General features: G+C 61.7%; 15 protein-coding genes. 8 read left to right on the forward strand and 7 right to left on the reverse strand.

Annotation, left to right across the window (positions count from 1 at the left end):
* From ACPF7Z_RS18740 to ACPF7Z_RS18750, 3 genes are all read right to left on the reverse strand, one after another.
* Positions 1-374: phosphoadenosine phosphosulfate reductase family protein (locus ACPF7Z_RS18740; RefSeq protein WP_425194761.1), on the reverse strand; the 374-nt coding region annotated here is incomplete at its 3' end.
* Between the two features lie 72 nt (positions 375-446).
* Positions 447-2,210: an SLC13 family permease gene (locus tag ACPF7Z_RS18745; protein ID WP_425194762.1), complete on the reverse strand. Its 1,764-nt coding sequence runs from the start codon at positions 2,208-2,210 to the stop codon at positions 447-449.
* The gene (locus tag ACPF7Z_RS18750; protein WP_425194763.1) at positions 2,210-3,670 is read right to left on the reverse strand and encodes a sodium-dependent transporter; all 1,461 of its coding nucleotides are present in this window, start codon (positions 3,668-3,670) and stop codon (positions 2,210-2,212) included. The genes ACPF7Z_RS18745 and ACPF7Z_RS18750 overlap by 1 nt, the downstream gene beginning before the upstream one ends.
* A 235-nt stretch (positions 3,671-3,905) precedes the next feature.
* Here ACPF7Z_RS18750 and ACPF7Z_RS18755 point away from each other — a divergent pair, with 235 nt between their 5' ends.
* Positions 3,906-4,562, forward strand: coding sequence for a potassium channel family protein (locus ACPF7Z_RS18755; RefSeq protein WP_425194764.1), 657 nt, complete (start codon positions 3,906-3,908; stop codon positions 4,560-4,562).
* A gap of 31 nt (positions 4,563-4,593) precedes the next feature.
* The gene (locus ACPF7Z_RS18760; protein ID WP_425194765.1) at positions 4,594-5,958 is read left to right on the forward strand and encodes a TrkH family potassium uptake protein; all 1,365 of its coding nucleotides are present in this window, start codon (positions 4,594-4,596) and stop codon (positions 5,956-5,958) included.
* Positions 5,959-5,981: 23 nt separating this feature from the next.
* Here the strand turns inward: ACPF7Z_RS18760 and ACPF7Z_RS18765 are convergent, their stop codons facing one another.
* On the reverse strand, positions 5,982-6,584 hold the full coding sequence (locus ACPF7Z_RS18765) for a LysE/ArgO family amino acid transporter (protein WP_425194766.1): 603 nt from the start codon (positions 6,582-6,584) through the stop codon (positions 5,982-5,984).
* A gap of 101 nt (positions 6,585-6,685) precedes the next feature.
* On the opposite strand from ACPF7Z_RS18765, the gene ACPF7Z_RS18770 reads away from it, so the two are divergent.
* The 6 genes from ACPF7Z_RS18770 to ACPF7Z_RS18795 all read left to right on the forward strand — a co-directional run bounded on the left by ACPF7Z_RS18770 (position 6,686) and on the right by ACPF7Z_RS18795 (position 15,539).
* Entirely contained in the window at positions 6,686-7,654 is a 969-nt protein-coding gene (locus tag ACPF7Z_RS18770; RefSeq protein ID WP_425194767.1) for a LysR family transcriptional regulator ArgP, read from the forward strand.
* Between the two features lie 170 nt (positions 7,655-7,824).
* On the forward strand, positions 7,825-8,976 hold the full coding sequence (gene cfa / locus ACPF7Z_RS18775; protein ID WP_425194768.1) for a cyclopropane fatty acyl phospholipid synthase: 1,152 nt from the start codon (positions 7,825-7,827) through the stop codon (positions 8,974-8,976).
* 125 nt (positions 8,977-9,101) lie between these two features.
* A complete protein-coding gene (locus tag ACPF7Z_RS18780; protein WP_425194769.1) occupies positions 9,102-12,779 on the forward strand; it encodes an ATP-binding protein in 3,678 nt (1,225 codons plus the stop codon).
* Positions 12,779-13,405: a condensin complex protein MksE gene (locus ACPF7Z_RS18785; RefSeq protein ID WP_425194770.1), complete on the forward strand. Its 627-nt coding sequence runs from the start codon at positions 12,779-12,781 to the stop codon at positions 13,403-13,405. Before ACPF7Z_RS18780 ends, ACPF7Z_RS18785 begins: the two co-directional genes overlap by 1 nt.
* Positions 13,406-13,470: 65 nt before the next feature.
* Positions 13,471-14,661: a hypothetical protein gene (locus ACPF7Z_RS18790; RefSeq protein WP_425194775.1), complete on the forward strand. Its 1,191-nt coding sequence runs from the start codon at positions 13,471-13,473 to the stop codon at positions 14,659-14,661.
* On the forward strand, positions 14,658-15,539 hold the full coding sequence (locus ACPF7Z_RS18795) for a DUF7281 domain-containing protein (protein WP_425194771.1): 882 nt from the start codon (positions 14,658-14,660) through the stop codon (positions 15,537-15,539). Before ACPF7Z_RS18790 ends, ACPF7Z_RS18795 begins: the two co-directional genes overlap by 4 nt.
* 32 nt (positions 15,540-15,571) lie before the next feature.
* Here the strand turns inward: ACPF7Z_RS18795 and ACPF7Z_RS18800 are convergent, their stop codons facing one another.
* Genes ACPF7Z_RS18800 through ACPF7Z_RS18810 form a run of 3 tightly spaced genes read right to left on the reverse strand, consistent with a single transcriptional unit; the run spans position 15,572 to position 18,849 of the window.
* Entirely contained in the window at positions 15,572-16,150 is a 579-nt protein-coding gene (locus ACPF7Z_RS18800) for a DUF99 family protein (RefSeq protein ID WP_425194772.1), read from the reverse strand.
* Positions 16,147-16,761 (reverse strand): hypothetical protein, encoded by a 615-nt coding sequence (locus tag ACPF7Z_RS18805; RefSeq protein WP_425194773.1) that lies wholly within the window; start codon positions 16,759-16,761, stop codon positions 16,147-16,149. Before ACPF7Z_RS18805 ends, ACPF7Z_RS18800 begins: the two co-directional genes overlap by 4 nt.
* A 36-nt stretch (positions 16,762-16,797) precedes the next feature.
* Positions 16,798-18,849: a BTAD domain-containing putative transcriptional regulator gene (locus ACPF7Z_RS18810; protein WP_425194774.1), complete on the reverse strand. Its 2,052-nt coding sequence runs from the start codon at positions 18,847-18,849 to the stop codon at positions 16,798-16,800.
* Between the last annotated feature and the right edge of the window lie 170 nt (positions 18,850-19,019).

A 19,019-nucleotide genomic window follows, 5' to 3' on the forward strand; every position in this document is an offset into this window, starting at 1 on the left:
TTGAGGGACTGGGTCTTCATGATGTCGGTGTACTTGGCGCTGCCATGCTCGAAGGGATTGATGCCCGCGGCCCGCCCTTCCTCGTTGATGTGTTCGATCAGCTCCATGCCCACCTCCGCGGCCATGCGATCGCGGAATTCGATCATCTCGCGGAACTTCCAGGTGGTGTTGACATGGAGCAGCGGGAACGGCGGCGTGCCCGGATAGAAGGCCTTGCGTGCCAGGTGCAGCATCACCGAGGAGTCCTTGCCGATGGAGTAGAGCATCACCGGGTGGGCAAACTCCGCGGCGACTTCGCGCAGGATATGGATCGATTCCGCCTCGAGCTGCTTGAGATGAGTCTGGGACGCTGGATCACGGTGGGAAGGGAGCATGAGGTATGGCCAGATAGAGAAAATGTGAGCGTTTGTACCCTACCCAGATATAAAACAATGGCTCTGAAAAGTTCAAAAGTGCCAAAACAAAGGGACCAGCAACACCACCGTACACCCTACGATGAGGCTCAGCGGCATGCCCAAACGTAAATAGTCGAGCATCCGATAACCGCCTGGCCCCATGACCATTAGATTGGTCTGATAGCCCAACGGGGTCATGAAACTGGCGGAAGCGGCAAACATGAGCGCAATGACGAAAGGCATGAAGCTCACATCGAGACGCTCGGCCACGGAGATGGCGATAGGGAACATCAGTACCGCAGCCGCATTATTGGTAATGATCTCGGTAAACAGCACGGTCAAAAGATAGATCATGGCCAGCGCCAGCAAGGGTGACATATCGGCATGGACCATCAGGCCTGCGATAGACTGTGCCGCGCCGGATTGAGTCATGGCAGCCCCTAATGAAAACGACGCCGCGATGACGATCAGTACCGACAGATCGATGGTGCGCCTGGCCTTGCTGACCGTCACACAGCGACCGACCAGCATGCCGCCACCGGCCAGCAGGACCGCTTCCAGTATCGACATCAGTCCAAGACCGCTAACACCGACCATCAATACCAGGATGCCGAGTGCCAGGGGGGCCTTGCGAAAATCGGGTGGGGTGGAGTCATTGAGCGCACTGACCAGCAGGAAATCGCGTCGATAGCGATATTGCTCGACGAATTCCTCCCCGGCCTCCATCAACAGGGTGTCCCCCGTCTGCAACCTGATATCGCCTAGCTTGCCTGGCAGGCGCCGTCCTTGACGCGAAATCGACAGAATCACCGCCTGGAAACGAGTACGAAAACGCGATTCGCGCACGGTCTGCCCCAGTCCGACAAAGTCACGACTGACCACCGCCTCGACCAGACAGCGCTGGTGATGGTCGATCTCGAGTTTGCGTACATCGCCGCTGGCCGGCGTCAAACCACGCACCCGGCGCAGTTCACTGGCACATTCCGGTGCCCCGATGAACACCAGGGTATCGCCCTCCATCAACCGAGTCTCCGGCGGTACGGCAGTCATCAAATACGACTGGCGTTCGATATCCGCCAGGTACCCATGCTGCAGGCTGCGCAGTCCTGCTTCTGCGATACTCTTACCCGCCAAGGGCCCACCCGGCGTTACGATGAATTCGACGCCGTACTCCCGGGCCTTGCTGACCTGGTCGACGACGCTGTCCCGTCGGGGCAGCAGCCGGTCGGCAAAGAGGATGAGGAAACCGCCGCCAAGCAGCAAAACCGGCACCCCCACCCAGGCAAGATCGAACATGCCCAACTCGACGCCTTGCCGGCTCTGCAACAGCCCGTCCACCACCAGGTTGGTGCTGGTTCCAATCAGCGTGCAGGTTCCGCCGAGAATAGCGATATAACTCAATGGCAACAGCAACTTCGAGGGGGACAGACTCAGGCGGCGCGACCACTCCTGAATGGCGGGGATGAACATCGCCACTATCGCGGTGTTGTTCATGAAGGCACTGAGCCCGGAGACGGGCAACAGCATACGAAGCTGCGCGTACTTGATGGTGTGTGGCTGGCCCAGCAAGCGATTGGCCAGCCATTGCACGGCGCCGGTTTCCCGAAGCCCTGCCGCTACGACATAGAGTGCGGCAATGGTCATGACCCCGGTGTTGGCGAAGCCGGCCAGCGCCTCCTGCGGCGTCAGCACATCAGTGACGATCAAGAAGACCAACGCCGCCATCAGGATAGCGTCCGGCGCAATACGTGTGAGGGTCAATGCGCCGAGAACGAAGATAACACTGGCCAGGCTTAGCCAGATATCGACAGACATCAAGACACCAGCTGACGCCTGAGACGCGGGCTGATCAACTCACCTAGTACCGTGATCGCCGCCAATACCCCCAATAGCCAAGGCCACTGGCTACCCAGATCGAGGGCCATCACCCCCAGAGCGTCGATGAAGATCAGCAGGATGCCCAACGGGCTGACATAGCGAATCATGAATAGCCACAGAGCATGCTGAACGTGGGACAAGCCAAGTTCAGAGCGGAAGATGTCGTTGCGCAGCACGAAGCCGGCCATCAGCGCCATGCCGAGGCCACCCAGGGGCATCATCCAACGCGAGGTCAGATAATCCAGCCAATCGAAGAAGTGCTTGCCCGCCAGAGTCCAGTCGGCGCCGACATTGAAGGAGAGCATGGCCAAAGTGCTCACGATCCACAGCAGGATACCCGTTCCCCAGGACGCCTTGGCCCGAGAGACGCCCTTGCTCTGATTCAACCAGGCCACCGTCGCCTCGATCATCGAAATCGCCGAGGTCAGAGCGGCCAGAGTCAGCATGATGAAGAAGGCGATCTCGAGCAGCGTGCCCAGCGGCATCTGCTGGAAGGCCAGCGGCAGACTCATGAAGATCAGCCCGGGGCCGCTGTCCGGGTCCATGCCGCTGGCAAAGATGATCGGGAAGATTGCCAGCCCCGCCATCAGCGCCACGAGGGTATCGAAGAGCGCCACGCTGAAGGTGGTACGGGCGATGGACTTGTCGTCGGGGAGATAGGATCCGTAGGTGAGGATTGCACCGGAAGCGAGCGACAGGGTAAAGAAGGCCTGGCCCATGGCCGCCAGCAGTCCTTCACTTGAAAGCTTGCCGAGTTCGAAGGCGAACAGGAAGTTCACCGCGTCACCGAAGCCACCGGAGAACGCACCATAGACGATCATGATGCCCAGGATGAGCACCATGCCTGGCATCATCCAGCGCACGCTCTTCTCGATACCTTCCTGAACCCCCTTGCCGACGATGAGCATCGTGGCCAGGGTCACCAGGGTGCTCCAGAACCCCAGGTTCCAGGGATTGGCGTTGTTGGCACCAAAGATCGCCGCCATCTCCTCGACGCTGGAGCCGGACAGGCCACCGCTGACCGCCTTCCACAGATAGGAAACCGACCAGCCCGCGACGACCACATAGAATGACAGGATCATGAAGCCGCACAGCATTGCCATCCAGCCGAATAGGGACCAGATGGCGCTGCGCCCGGATTCCTGAGCCAAGCGACGAATGGCATCGATGGGACTGCCGCGCCCGCGCCGCCCGAAGCTGATTTCCGCCATCATGATGGGAATGCCAATGGCCAGGATGCAGGCCAGGTAGACCAGCACGAAGGCGCCTCCGCCATACTCTCCGGTCATGTAGGGGAACTTCCAGATATTGCCCAGCCCCACGGCGGAACCCGTCGCCGCGAGAATGAACCCCCAGCGGCCAACCCACAGGGTCTTGGGCTTTTCTCTTGCTGTCATGACATACCTTAGGGAAACGCTGAATGAGTGCCGAACAGGGTTATACCCCCTGGCAAAGTGATTCGTGGATTGTAGCGTCATTTCGCCTTGGATCGCGACTTCACCAACGCCAATCTCGTGGACGCGTGATCAATGCTTAAAAACGCCAAATACAGCGACTCTGTGCTAGGGTAAACGCGAGTTTCGAGCCCCTTTCATAGAGTTGTGGCGCTTTCGTCGAACAGGGAGAACGTGTATGTCACGTCAGTTTGCCATCCTGGGACTTGGTTATTTCGGGGTCACTGTCGCTCAGGAGCTGATACGCCAGCATGACGATGTGCTGGGCATCGATCGTGACGAAGAACGGGTCAATGCGCTTTCGAACTTGTTGACCCACGCGTTGGTCGCCGATATCTCCGACGAGAAGACCCTTTCTGAGCTCTCGCTAGCCGACTACGATGCCGTCATCATCGATGTCGATGATAATCTCGAAGACAGCATGACCTGCACGCTACTGCTGCGAGAACTGGGTGTACGTGAAATCTGGGTCAAGGCGCACTCGGATACCCACTACCGTTTACTTCGGCATCTTGGCGCTCGCCATGTCGTCTATCCGGAATACGATACTGGTGTCCGGGTGGCACAAAGCCTGCATTATCATGCGATGGTCGATTTCATCGATCTGGGGGATCATCAGTTCGTAGTCGAACTGCAAACCACGGAAAATCTGTGTAAAAAGTGTGCCACGGTGGCCGATCTCGAACTCGACGACGACAAGCTAGCGCTGATCGCCGTCAAGCGTGGTCGTGAAGTGCTGAAATCCCCGGATCCGGATACCCCCCTGCAAGAAAAGGACAACCTGATACTGATGGGCGATCTCGACGACCTGCGCAAGCTGGGCAGCAAGCTTTGATCTCCCTGAACCGGCAAGAGCGTTCGTCACGATGAGGTTTCGCCAGCGCCTTTCCCGGCCAATGCGTTCGATGCCCCATGGGCGAATCATTCGACTCTCGCCACCGGAGCTTCTGCTGTTGGGCTTCGTGTTTCTCAGCCTGCTGGGCACCCTGGTGCTGATGTTACCTATCTCGGCGCATGCTCCCTTGAGCTGGAACGAGGCGCTTTTTACCGCCACGTCCGCCGTCACGGTGACGGGCCTCACCGTCATCAAGACATCGGAGCTGACCCTGTTCGGGCAGATCATGCTGCTATGCATGTTTCAACTGGGTGGTCTTGGCTTCATGACGTTCACCGCCATGACCCTGATGCTCATGGGCATGCGCATTCCCTTGCAGCATCAGAACCTGATTCGTGAAAATTTCAACCATACCTCGTTTCGTGATCTGACCCATCTGGTACGCACCGTCGTCACCTTTACCTTGCTGATCCAAGGCTTCGGCATGGCATTATTGGCCGCCGTCTGGGTACCCGAACACGGCCTCTGGTGGGGCTTGTGGCTAAGCCTTTTTCATGCGATTTCTGGCTTCAATGGCGCCGGCTTCACCTTATGGACAGACAGCCTGATGACCCAGGTCGCCGACCCGCTGGTCAATACGGCCATCATCCTGCTGATCATCGCCGGCGGCTTGGGTTTTGTGGTCGTTGCCGAGCTGAGAGACAGGTTCCAGGGTCATAAATTATCGCTGCATTCACGCATCATGCTGCATGCCACCTTCTGGCTGACCCTGGTCTCCATGATCGCCATCCTGCTGCTGGAGTGGAAAAACCCCGCCACCATAGGCGGCCTCGAAGGTCTTGGTGTGCGCTTGCAGGCGGCACTTTTCCAGGCCGTCACCCCCCGCTCTGCCGGTCTCAATACCCTGGATACCGCCGCCCTTCGTGAGCCGACCACGCTGCTGACCATGGTGTTGATGTTCATCGGTGCGGGGCCAGGCTCTGCCGCCAGCGGCATCAAGGTCACGACATTCGTGGTGCTACTGCTGGTTGCCCGTGCCTTTATACGCGGCGGTGTTCAGCCGACGGCCTTCGGCCGTTCGATCCCCGACAGCACCGTATTCAAGGCCATCGCTGCCGCCTTGGCAGTATTGCTATTGATTTTCACCTGTCTTTTCATCCTGACAGTGAGCGATGGCGATATGGATTTTCTTGATCTCACCTTCGAGGCGGTCTCCGCTTCCGGCGCGGTCGGTCTTTCCCGGGGTATTACCGATGAGCTTTCGCTTACCGGTCAGCTGACGCTGATCGTTGCCATGCTGCTAGGACGGGCAGGACCGATTTCGCTCGGCTATTTCATCGCCACGAGACGCCCGCACGGTGTGAAGTATGCAGAAGGCCAAGTCCATATCGGCTAGGCGACGGGAGCACTTCGCTCGCGCTATTCGATGCCCGCCAGCAAGCCCAGAGCCACAGCGGTCAATACCATCGCGATGAGCCCGTCGATGATCCGCCATACCAGCGGGCTGGCAAGCCGTGGCGCGAGCCAGCTAGCAGCGGCCACCAGGCCGAAAAACCAGCCGAAAGAAGCCACCGCCGCCCCCAGATAGAATCCCAGCGGACTCGTCTGAGCAGCACCGATCGCCCCGAGCATGATCAGGGTATCCAGGTAGACCTGAGGATTGAGCAGCGTCACGGCCAGAGTCGCCAGGATCACTCGACGCCGCGAGCCTTGCAGGCCAGCGCCCGCCGCCAGCACGTCACCCTGGAATACGCGACGTAGCGCCAACCAGGCCTGCCACAATAGGAAAGCGGCGCCTCCCAGGCGGGCCACCAGCATCACCCCCTCCTGACTTGCAATCAATCGCCCCAATCCGAGAACTCCGAGGCCGATCAGCAACCAGTCGCACAGCGCGCAAATGGCCGCCACCACCCAAGGATGTTCCCGGCGCAACCCCTGCCCCAGCACGAAGGCGTTCTGGGCACCGATCGCAATGATTAGTCCAGCACCGGTCAACAGCCCGTGAAGCGCGGAAATCAACATACGTTTCTCATTGATGAGGGATGACTGTGGTTGCTGGACAGAATAAAGTAGGACTTTAAATAAATTAAATTAATTTAAACGCTGGGTTATTAGTCAAACTGATGCTTGATTACAAACTTCTCCAGGCACTCGCGGCGGTGGTCGATCAATCCGGGTTTGAACGCGGCGCGCGACACTTGGGACTGACTCAGTCGGCGGTCTCTCAGCGCATCAAGCTACTCGAGGCGCGCCTAGGCCAACCGGTTCTGGTGCGCGCGCCCAAGCTGGCTCCCACTCCTCTTGGCCAACGCCTGCTCAACCATGTTCAGCAGGTGTCGCTCCTCGAGTACGATCTGCTCGAACAGATTCCTGCCCTGGGCGAGCACAAGCAGCGTCTTCGACTGGCAATCAATGCGGACAGCCTGGCGACCTGGTGGGCGCCGGCGACCGGCGAGTTCTGTCAGCAGCAGGGATTATTGCTGGACCTGATCGTCGAGGACCAGGACGTGGCGCTCAAGCGCATGCGCGACGGCGAAGTGGCAGGCTGTATCTGCGCAACACCAAAACCGGTTCAGGGAGCACGTTCTCAGCCATTGGGCAACATGCGCTACCGGGCGCTGGCAAGCCCGGATTACATAACGCGCCATTTCCCCGTGGGGGTAACCCTTGAGGCTCTGAGACGGGCTCCTGCCATCGTCTTTGGTCCGGACGATCAGTTGCAGCACCGCTATCTGGCCCTGTATGACTATCGAGAACCCTTCCCCCATCATTTATGCCCTTCGTCGGAAGGGTTCTTGCATCTCGCCTGCGCCGGCATGGGGTATGGCTTGATTCCCGAACAGCAGGTAACCCGAGAACTCGGTGAGGGCATGCTGATCGATCTCGATGCCGAACGCTTCATCGACGTACCGCTCTACTGGCATTACTGGCGCCAGGGCGGCAAGACGCTAGCCGCCCTTACCGATCATCTTGTGCAAGCTTGCCCATCGTGGTTAACCCCCATCGCGGAGTCTACAGAAGACGCCGCCCCAGGCCGGTATGTTGATTCAAATCAACCACCGGGCTCTTCAGGGATAGCGAGCCATGGATAACGTCCTGATCGCAAGCAAGCCTTCCAATTCTGCGCTAACCTGACTTTGATGCAACATCAAGTCATTGGATCGACGAACTAATGTCCAGCGTGAGGATGTTGTAAAGAGGCAAGGAAGCCTTGCCCGAGACCCGTATCTTACTCAACACATACTTTGATCCGGAGTTCGGTATGACCAGTAACACACGAATCGGCCCCGCTGTTCTTCCCGATACCCGCGCCCGACGAGTCGTCGAGAACCTGCTCGATGGCTCTAGCGTTTCGATCAATGGCGACAACCCTTGGGACATACAGGTGCTGCATCCCGATTTCTTCTCCCGTGTCCTGCATCAGGGCACTCTCGGGCTGGGCGAATCCTACATGGATGGCTGGTGGGAATGCGAACGCATCGATGAACTGGCCTATCGTCTGCTGCGCCATGGCCTGGGCTCACGAACGCGCAGCACCTCCGAGCGGCTGATGTATCGGCTGCAATCCGGCTTCTTCAACCTGCAGAGTCGTGCCCGGGCCTACATCGTCGGCGAGGCGCACTACGACCTGGGCAACGATCTCTTCCAGCGCATGCTCGACCCGACCATGTGCTACTCCTGCGGCTACTGGAAAGAAGCCAGCAACCTGCACGAAGCCCAGATTGCCAAGCTCGATCTGGCGGCCCGCAAATTGAAGATAGAACCCGGCATGAAGGTGCTCGACATCGGCTGTGGTTGGGGCAGCTTCGCCGAACACGCGGCACGCCACTATGGCGCGGAAGTCACCGGCATCACCATTTCTCGGGAACAGGCCGCCTTCGCCCGGGAGCGCTGTGCCGGGCTCCCGGTGGAGATACTGCTCGAGGACTACCGGGATCTGAGCGGGCATTTCGATCGTATCGTCTCGATCGGCATGTTCGAGCATGTCGGCCACCGCAACTACCGCACCTACTTCGATACCGTGGCGCAACTGCTCGACGAGGACGGCTACTTTCTACTGCACACCATCGGTTCCAACAGTTCCGATATCAGTGCCGATCCCTGGATCAACAAGTACATTTTCCCGAATGGAATACTCCCCTCGGCGGTGCATATCGCCCGCGCCAGCGAAGACTACCTGCTCATGGAGGACTGGCAGAACTTCGGCGCCGACTACGATCGCACCCTGATGGCGTGGCAAGCCAATTTCGATGAGCACTGGCACGAGATCGCCGCCAACTACAATGAAAGGACTCGACGCATGTTCCGCTACTATCTCGGTGCCTGCGCGGGCTCTTTCCGCGCTCGCGACATCCAGCTCTGGCAAATCGTCTATTCGAGGAAGCGTTCGGGGCGCTATGATGCCCCGCGCTGATTAACCAGGAGGATCAACGTCGTGTGCACCTTGGCTATCTAAAACCAAGCAGTACACGAAATGTCACCGCGACGACTCTCTGGCATGATGGGCGCTTTCGAAGGTAGAGCGATCAAGGGTTCAGCATGTCTCACCTGTTACGCATCGTCATGATCCACGGCCACCTCGAGGGCGTGGTCGAACTCAGTGTCGACGGGCACACCAACATCTGCGGCACCAACGCCTCGGGCAAGACCACTCTGCAGCGATTGGTACCGGTATTCTATGGTGAGCTCCCCAACAAGGTGGTGCCCAAGACGCGGATGAAGTTCGATGCCTTCTACCTGCCGCACCGTAATAGCTATCTGGTGTACGAGTATCGCCGCGAGGCCGGCAATATCTGCCAGGCGGTGCTGACCCGCAAGAGCGAGGGTGGTGTGGAATATCGCTTCGTGGCGGCACCCTACCGACCCGAAGACTACCTGGTGGAAAGCGATGCCGGGGTGGCGGCGCTCGACTACGGCCAGTGGGCCAGCGGGCTGCGCCGCGAGGGGATCGGCGTGTCGCCCAAGCTGGGGGCCACCTCCGAGTATCGTTCGGTGATTCAGAACGACTTCACCCAGCACCATGGGAGCAGAGGTGACGGTCTCAAACTGCGCCAGATCGCCGCCCAGTTCAGCCTGGTCAAGCCGGAGCACCGCATCCGCCACATGGAGAAACTGGTCTCGGCGGTGCACGCCAAGGAGGGCAAGATGGACACCCTCAAGACCATGCTGGCGGCGATCTTCGAGGAAGACGGCGTCGAACTGCCGGTCACCCGCATTCGCAATACCAAGGCCCGGGAGTGGATCGCGCAGATGCGCCAGTCCATGCGCCTCGAGCCGCTACAACGGATGCTGGGACGATTGGATGACGTGGACAGGGAGATCGCCGACCTGGAGACGGCCCTGTGGCAGCTCAAGCCCCAGCTTGATGCCGACCGCCATCGTGCCGAACGGACCCTGGCCGACGTCGAGGCGCGACTGGGACGGCAGGAGCGCGAATTCCAGGCCCAGGAGCAGGGCTACGTGAAGACACGGGATGCGCTCAACGAGCGCATCAGCGAACTGGGCAGCGAGCTCGACCGTACTCAGCGCGACCTGAACGATCTGCAGCGCCAGTACGAACAGTACGCCGAGGCGGACATGCCGGCGCTGGAGCGCGATCTGAACGCCCTGCCCCAGTGGCGCGAGCAGTGCCAGCAGCTGCGTGAGCACCTTAGCGTCATGCAACAGGCCGCCCAGGCCAGCCAGGCCCGGCTGGATGGCCGACTCAGGGAACTGGCCGACACCCTGGCCCGCCAGACCGAAGAGTCGCAAGGCCTGATCGACGGCCTGGGCGACGAGAAAACCGCGTGCCGCGAGCGCCAGTGGGACGCCGAGCGCGCCCTGGACGAACGCTATCGCGCCGAGCACGCCGATCTTGACACCGCCTATCAGACCCGTATCGAGCAGGGCGTCGAGCGTCTGGCGGGACTCAAGGCACAGATGGCCTCCAGTGCCCAGACGCCGGAGGAGATCCAGGAAGCCGAGCTGGCCCAGGCGCGACTCGACCAGGCGCAGAGTGATCGCAACGCCGCCTCCACCTCTCTGCAGGGCGTGCGTGATGAGCACGAGACGCTGAAACGCGAGCGTGACGCCGCCGAACGCGGACTCGAGGAGGCACGCCATGAGCGTGCCGAGGCGGAGGGTCACCGCTATGCACTGTACCAGCAGCGCGACCCCGCCCAGGGCAGCCTGCGCCACTTTCTGCGTTATCACCGCCCAGGCTGGGAACAGCGGTTGGGCAAGGTGATCGCTCCCGAACTGCTGGAGCGCCGCGATCTCTCCCCCCAACTCACGGAAGTGGAGCACGATGATCTCTTTGGCGTGTCCCTCGATCTGGCCGCCATTGCGCTGCCGGATCATGCCCAGGATGAGGCGAGCCTGCTCGCGGCCATCGAGGCGGCCGAAGCGGCACACGCCCGCGCCGAGGACAATGTTCAGGCCGCGGAAAAACGCCTCAAGGCACGGCATGACCTTGTCAAGGAAGCCGACGAAACACTGCGGCAGTCGCGCAGCGCGTTCAAGCGTGCCGAGCAGGACGTGGAATACGCCACCCAGGCACGCAGCCAACTGCAGGAGCGCCATACCCGGCAGCAGAAAGACCGCCGCCGCATCTGCGAAGAGGCGCTGGCAGCCGAGGAAGCCTCCCAGCAGGCATTACGCGATGAAAAGCGCGAGGCCTTGAAAACGCTTTCCGATACCCACCAGGCACAGTTGCTGGAACTGAAGGCCGACGCTCAGAGCCAGCTGGATGGCCTCGACGCGCAAATCCGCCAGCACAAACGCCAACTCGACGACCTGAAGGCGGAGCACCAGCGTCAGAAAGAAGAGCTGGAAGCCGCCTTCGATCAGGAACTGCAGGCGCAGGGGGTCGACGCGGTGACGCTGAAAGAGACCCGGTCGCGCCTGACCGCGCTGGAGGAACGTATCCGCACCACCGCGGCGCGTCAGGAGGAGCTCGAAGCCTACCTCCGCTTCATGCGCGTGGAGTGGGCTGAACGCAAGCCGCAGTTGGTGGACAAGGAGTCGACGCTTTCTCGTGACAAGCAGGCCACCGAGCGGGAGCGCGACCAGTGCCGAAACGACTTCCAGATGGCCAAGGCGAGACATCTGGAAACGGTCACTGAGCTGAAGGCCAAATGCGATGCCGAACAGCAGGTGATCGATGCCTTGAAGCCGCTGCTGACCCAGGTGGAGGGCCTGGGATTGGCCGCCGCGCCCCAGCCGGTCGGCGAGGCGCCAGGCGATGTGCACGAGCGCATCGAACGTGCCCGCCAGGCAATGGAAAGCCGCAGCCGCGAACTCGAGACCCTGCGCAAGGGCTGCGAGCAGGTGGAAGGCGAATTGATCAAGGGGGCCAGCAGCGGCTTCGTCGAAACATTGGATGCCGAGCGGGCGAAGTCGGCGGGTGACGACGCCGAGCAGAATACCAGCCCTCGGCACCAGCTACCGCTGCTGCGCGGCATGCTCACGCTATTGGAGGATCAACAGCAGCAGTTGATCCAGCAGGGCCGCAACCTCGGCGATGACCTGGACAAGTTCTTCACCGTCTTTCGCGACCTCAACCGCCGTATCAGCGCGCAGAGCCGCCGCCTCTCCGAGGAGGTTGCCGACGACCTGCGCCTGGAGGGGATCAGCAAGGCCGAGGTTCGCATCCAGTCCACCATCGACGAGCTGGGCTTCTGGGAGCCGCTGAAGCAGTTTGCCGAATACTTCCGGGCATGGCGCGGCGTGGGCCTTCCGAGTGACGATTATCTCAATGCCCTGGCCGATGTGGTGGATCTGCTGCGCAGCGACCAGCAGTACAGCTTCGAGAGCCTGCTGCGGCTGGAGCTGCACCTGAACGAGGGCGGCACCGACCTGGTGATCAAGAACGACCGCCAGTTGCTGGAATCCTCCAGCCACGGCATGGCCTATCTTATCCTGTGCAAGTTCCTGCTCGCCTTTACCCGCTTGTTGCGCGGTCAGGCCGAGATCGCCATCCACTGGCCCATCGACGAGATCGGCACCCTGGCCTACCACAATGTCGAAAAGCTATTCGAGGCCTGCGACAGCAATCACATCCATGTCGTCGGGGCCTTCCCCAACCCCGAGTCGGATGTACTGCTGCTGTTCCACAATCGCTACCTGATCGACCGGGACGCAGGCCAGCCCAACCGTCGCCACCTGAAACGCATCGAGCCGCGCTTGAGCCGCCTGGCCCAACGCCTGCAGGCCCGCGCCGCCGAGGAGGTCTCCTGATGATCGAACATGGCCCTTTGCTGGAACGGCTGTTGGCCGGGGAGTTCATCTGCGCCGTGAGCGACGAGAGCGCCTTTCGCCGGCTGGAGGATGAGCAAACCCGCGAGCAGATCGATACCTACCTGCGCCCGCTCAACCGGCGATTGGCGTCCAACCCCGAGGGCAGCGTCTACTTCCTGGCCTGGCGGCAAATAAACGATAACGCTCGCGACCAGCTTTCACGTCAGCTCGGCGACACGCTGAACAGCCTGCTCCCCCTGCTGGAGTGGCTGCAGCTGGTCCAGGAAGCGCTGGGACGCGACACCCTGCTCGCCCCCGGCGACGTGCTCAAGCCGGCGGAGTTCAGCGCCAAGTGCGAGGATAACCAGAGCCTGCGCGAGCGCTTGGAGCGGCTGGCCACGGACAGTTTCTTCGGCTCCCAGAGCGAGCAGCTCGACGCCCAGATGAAGCAGGTCTTCAAGCGTTTAAAAGAGCACGGCTATCTGCTCCAGCCTCATGCCGAGCGCCAGGTTTATCTGGTCACCGGCAAGATCGACTACCTGGTAGACCTGGTGCGCTTCATCCGCGACGAGGAGAACCTGCCCGTCGACGAAGAGGGCCCGGCAACCCAGGAGGCCCTGTTGTGAAAGGGGGAATCGAGAGCGAGTCGCACGTTCTGGAGAGCCGCTTGATCGCCACGGGTGTCGAGCGCATGGCATTGCTCGGCAAGCACGCTGATGCCTTGATGCAAGGCTATACCCGCGACGAGGTGCCGCTGGACACCTTGAGCGACTCGGCGCTGCGCAAGCTGCTTGCCGCGCGCATCCTGTGGCGTCCCGATGAGCACGGCGGTGTCAAGCTCGCCCCCAAGGTGCGCGAACTGATCGCCGAGATGCTCGCCGACGAGACCCGCCGCCATGTCAATGCGGATGTGGCCGAAACCCTGGAACTCCTGCGCGGCCTGGTGCAGAGCTATCGTGAGGCACGCAGCCACGGCGAGCACTGGCGACAGGAGCAGCAACTGCTGCGTCTGCGCCAGGAGGTGGATGACCTCAATGGCCGCTTTGCCGATGCCATCGACAGCCTCTGGCAGCGCCTCAACAGCGACTTCGGCTTTGTCAGCCGTCTGAACGACAAGATCCGCGAGAACGACCGGGCCCAGAAGCAGATCGTACGCTTGCTGGACGGACTGGCGCTGATCGACTTCGATGAATTGATCGAGCTGGTTGGCAGCGACGGTGCACTGCGCAAGCTGCTGATCAGTCAGCTGCAGCAGCAGCTCAGCCAGCACTACACCAATCTGCGCGAAGTGCAGCACCGACTCACGGAACTGATGGCGCGTTTTCGCCAGCAGCAGTCGCGTAGCCGCCTGGTGGCGGGCATGGCCGCCTTCCTGCGCGAGCACCCCGGGTTTGTGCCCGGCAACTACGCCCGCCGCAGCGACGTTCCGGCACTGGTCAACCAGGCCGCGCCGCTCATCGCCGCCGCCGCGCCGGCACTTGACCGCCATCTGGATACTCAGGTACTCACCGAACTGCTGCACCGGCTACCCGTGCCGGCACACAAGCCGCAGACGCTGGCTGTCGCGCAGCCCGCCGAGGCCCGGGAAGCCACCCTGGTCGCCGCCCGCCAGCAGGCCCTGAAGCAGGATGTGGAACGCTTCTACCTGACGGTGGTCGATCATCCCGATCGCGAGGGGATCAGTGCCCTGGCATATCTGCACGCCGGCGATCTGGCGTGGGCGGATGAGATATGGCTATTCCAGGTGATCGCCGAGTATCAGGGCCTGCCACGCACCGAGCAGCGCGCCTTCCGCCTGCATCAGGAGGAGAGTCAGGCCAGCCGCTTCAATCACCTGCGGCTGATTCACGACGTCACGCTGCAGCTGGCGCTTCCAGCATGACCCGCCCTCTCTCGCCCAGCGCTTACAGGCTATTGCGCGGCGTCGAGGAGACACTGCATCGTGTGCCCGCCGTGGAGAAACCGCGCAGTGGAAAGGCCCTGCAAGAAATCGAGGCCTGGTGCGCTCAGTACGACATAGACCTCACTGTCTATCGCCAGGGCAATACGCTGCGCTTCGATCGCCGGTTGCTCGGCGAAATCAGCGAGGTGCTGGAGAGCCTGGGGCATCCGCCCCTGAATATCGCATTGAGTGGCCGCACGACCACGCAACAAGCCGAACAAGGCGGGATCGAAGCGAAGAGTGTACGCGAACGTCCCCGCGCCAGGCGGATACTGGTGAGCCTCCCAGGGCTGTCTCGGCCACCGTGGCTGGCCAGCGAATCCCGCGAGTACCGTGATCTCGATTGGCAGTCGCTGGATCTGCGCGGCTTCGATATCCTCATCCAGGTGGAAAATCTCGACAGCTTCTACGCCTTCACCCCCGATATCGAGGCCATCGACCGCTTTCGGCAGCCGCTGGTGATCTACCGTGGCGATCGCCACTACGGCGGCGGTTTCGCTGTGCTGGCCGAAACCTGGACGGCGACCGGCAAGCCGCACGTCTATCTGGGGGACTTCGATGCCGCCGGTATGACGTTTGCCATTGCCAGCCAAGCGACGCATTTGCTTCTGCCTCCGCTGGAGTGGCTCATTCACCACGCCACCACCGATCATCTGCCGGCCACTCAGATGAAGGCGCAAGCCTCGCTTCTTGAACACCGCGCAGCGCTGTCCAGCGACCACCCGTTGCGCGACTATCTGGCGATCATTCTCGACCGGCAGCGCGGACTCAGACAGCAGTGGTTTGGTAAACAAGTCCGCATGGTGCCTGTAAGCTAAGAGATAATTTTCTTCTCATGAGCGCTATCAGCTCAGGTACGCCCCGAACTCTCGCCGGTACCGATACCACCGGCGATCAGATGGGCCGTGCGCAGCGGTTCGGGAATCGCGCCATTCATCGCCGTCTCGCGCACGACCGATGCCGCCTCGTCACGACTCAGTCCGCAGCGCTGGACGTAAACGCCGGCCAGCGGCTCCATCGGCCCGAGGCGTTCGATGAGCGACCATTTACGCGCGCCGCCCGGGATATGCTCGAGCAGTGCCCGGCGCATGGCCTCGCGTCGCGGGGCATGACGGGCGACCACCAGCACCGGGATGCCCAGCACCTCGTGCAGCCCCTCGACATCGACGACGTTGAACCCTGCCAGGGCGATGCCCTGCAGCAGCACGAGCTGGAGGTGACCGGCAAACTTGCTCGCGCCGACGAGCCGGATCAGCTCGGATGTGCTGTCGACCCCGTCGCGACGCACCTTGCCCGAGACGACCCCCTCCAGACGCAGGCCGGCATAGATCGCGCCAACGATGCACACGTCACCGCGATGGTCGCGAGCAAAGGGACAATCGTCGAAGCCGACGATGTGCGAGAACGGCGTGGTGCGGGAATCGGTCATCGAGGGCGCCGGCTGGACAAGTATCGTGCCATCATGATCACGCCGTGGGTGGGGAGATACAAGACGATCGGCCAGACGAGCATCAGGCCCAGCAGGTACAGCAGCGGCCCGAGGGCCTCCTGGGGCTGGCCGAAGGGCCCCTGCACCCAGTTGATGTTGCGTTCGGCATCGGTGAGGGCCAGAGACAGTGGCAGGACGATCCAGGTCAGCGCTGTTTGCAGCCACAGGCCGCGACGGTCGTAACCCAGCCTCCACACGCCATAGACGGTGACCAGCGGCAGGAACAGGTGGAACAGCGACAGCAAGCGAAAATAGAGCGGCATCTCGGCGTTGAACATGTACTCGGTACCGCCGATCGGATGCACGCCGAACAGCAATGCACTGCCAACGTCCAGCACCCAGAACACCCCGACCACGAACACCGCAAGCAGCTGGGCGGACATCAGCAGCCGATTCTCGCACCACAGGGCGACGAGGATCAGGAAGCTGGCCAGATCGCACACCCACAGGTAATTCTGCCATCCCAGCTTGATGAAATAGCTCGGTGCCCAGATGGCGATCCATAGGGTGAAGGCCAACTTGAGCCAGAGAGGGAGGCGATGTGAAGCCATGGCTACCTCGATCGTGGGCCAAAGAAGCGCGATTGGCTAATCGAACCCTGCCCGGCGCAATCCGTCGAGATAGTGCGCTCTATCGACCTCCTGGCGATAGGGGTCCAGGGCAAGCAGCCAGTCGAGGCAGCTCAGGTGCGCGGGAAAGCTGCCCCGGGCCAGTTGATAGCGATAGTGGCGATAGACGGTATCCCGATGGCCGGTCGCCCGCTCCGGCTGGCCGAGATGGGCGTGGGCGGCGGCGATAACGGCCGGCGTATTGCAAAAGGCCTGGGGAGCGGTGGCCAGGATATCGATGGCTTCCTGGTAGCGACGTGCGCTGAAGAAGGCGATGCCGGTCATGCCGGCATGCCATTCCGGGCGATAGGGGGCCAGGCGCAACGCCTTGCGGGCCGCCTCCATGCCACGGGCGGGCTCGCCGATCAGAGCCAGGGCAAAGGAGGCATGAGCGAGCACGTTGGCGTCGTTGGGATTGAGCGCCAGCGCCAGTGAAAGCTCGCGATTGGCGGCGTCATAGCGTCGGCTGTATAGCTCGGCCAGGCCCAGCATGCAGTGGGCACGGTGATCGTGTTCATCCAGGGCGACGGCCTGGCGAGCGAGATCCAGCGCCTCTCGGCGAAGAAAGGCCCAGTGATTCCAGGAAAAGCACGCCCATTCGTTGAGATGGGCGAAAGCGAGGCCGACATAGGCGCGAGCGAACTGCGGATCCTTGGTCAGCGCTTGTTGAAAGTAACGCCTTGCTTCGTGAATGGCCGCCAGATCGGGGCGTCGCAGGGCGCTCCAGCCGCGCAGCCAGAGATCGTAGGCCTGCCAATCCTGGGGCGGCTTGCGGCGCGTCGCCGCCAGGCGATCGTCTTCGATCCATCCGATCAGATTGCCGACGATATGACAGACCATATCGTCCTGTACGGCGAATATCTCGTCGTCACGGCAGTCGTAGCGCTCGGCCCATAGCTGGCGGGCGCTGGCCGTTTCCAGCAGACGAGCGGTAAGCCGTAGTCCCTCACCTCGGCGTCGAAAATGGCCCTCGAGCAGATAGTCCACCCCGAGTTCGGCGCCGATTTGCGCCGGCGAGGCTGGCGTATCCCGGTACACCAAGGCACTGGTAGGGGCGATCACCTCGAGTTCACGAAAACGGCCGAGCTCGGTGGCGATGTCTTCCGCCAGTCCGTCGCCGAGATGACGATCGAGACCGACCTCCTCATCGGAAAGAAACGCCAGCACCGCCAGGCTAGGACAACCGCTGGTCCTGGCGCGATGTTGCGCGCGAGTCACGGCGGCGGCGTCGATGACGTTGGCGCGCTCCGGCAGATCGTCCTTCTCCCGAGACGAAGGTTTCATCTCATTGGCGCCTCTAGGTAGCAGGGCCATCAGCTCGGCTTTCAACTGCTCGGTTTCGGGAGCCGGGGCGACACCGAGCTCATCGGCGAGGCGTTGGCGACAGCGCCGATACTGGTCGATCGCCGCGCCGATGCGGTCCTGGTAGAGATAGAAACGGATCAGGATGCGCTGCACGCCCTCGTCCAGCGGATCGATTTCCAGCAGACGCAGGGCGAGTTGGATGCCGGCATCGATGGCGCCGGTAGCCACATAATGCTCCAGTAGCCGATGCATCACCTGCTGGAGCGCTTCGTCCAGGCGCAGGCGCTGGTTGACCAGCCACTCCTCGAAGGCTTCGCCGCAGTCGGCCAGCCCTTCCAGGAAAGGGCCACGATACAGGGCCAGCGCCCGCTCCAGCGTCTCCGGGGTGCCATCCGCCTGCCAGCGCTCGAAGGCTTCCACATCCGCCATGATCGCGCTGGACTTCAGGCCGATATCCTGAGAATCACTTATCAGGCAGTCCCGCGCTTCCAGGGGCAAGGCTTGCTGCAGACGCGAGAGCGCCTTGCGCAGGTTGGTGCGCGCCTGGGACTCGGGTATGTCTTCCCACAATAGGCCTGCCAGCTTGCTGCGGGAGTGGCGCCGACCCGCGCTCGCCGCCAGATAGGCGAGCAGCGCCACGACCTTGCGCGTCGGAAACCTGAGCCGCTGCCCGTCGGCGCTATGACAGGCGAACTCCCCGAGCAACGAGATCTGCAGCAATGACATGACGGCTACCCCCTGCAAATCAGCCTAGGTGTCGCTGCCCTGCATGACCAAATCCTGAATCCGTGATGCCGGCGTCGACACTTCCCCTATCACCGCCAGCGAGCATTTTCTGACCGCCGATTCCGTCTCACCCGCTGAACGCATACCGGGGAGGACCAACCATGGCGACG

It is taken from the genome of Halomonas sp. GXIMD04776 (genome assembly GCF_049808615.1).
Classification (GTDB): domain Bacteria; phylum Pseudomonadota; class Gammaproteobacteria; order Pseudomonadales; family Halomonadaceae; genus Modicisalibacter.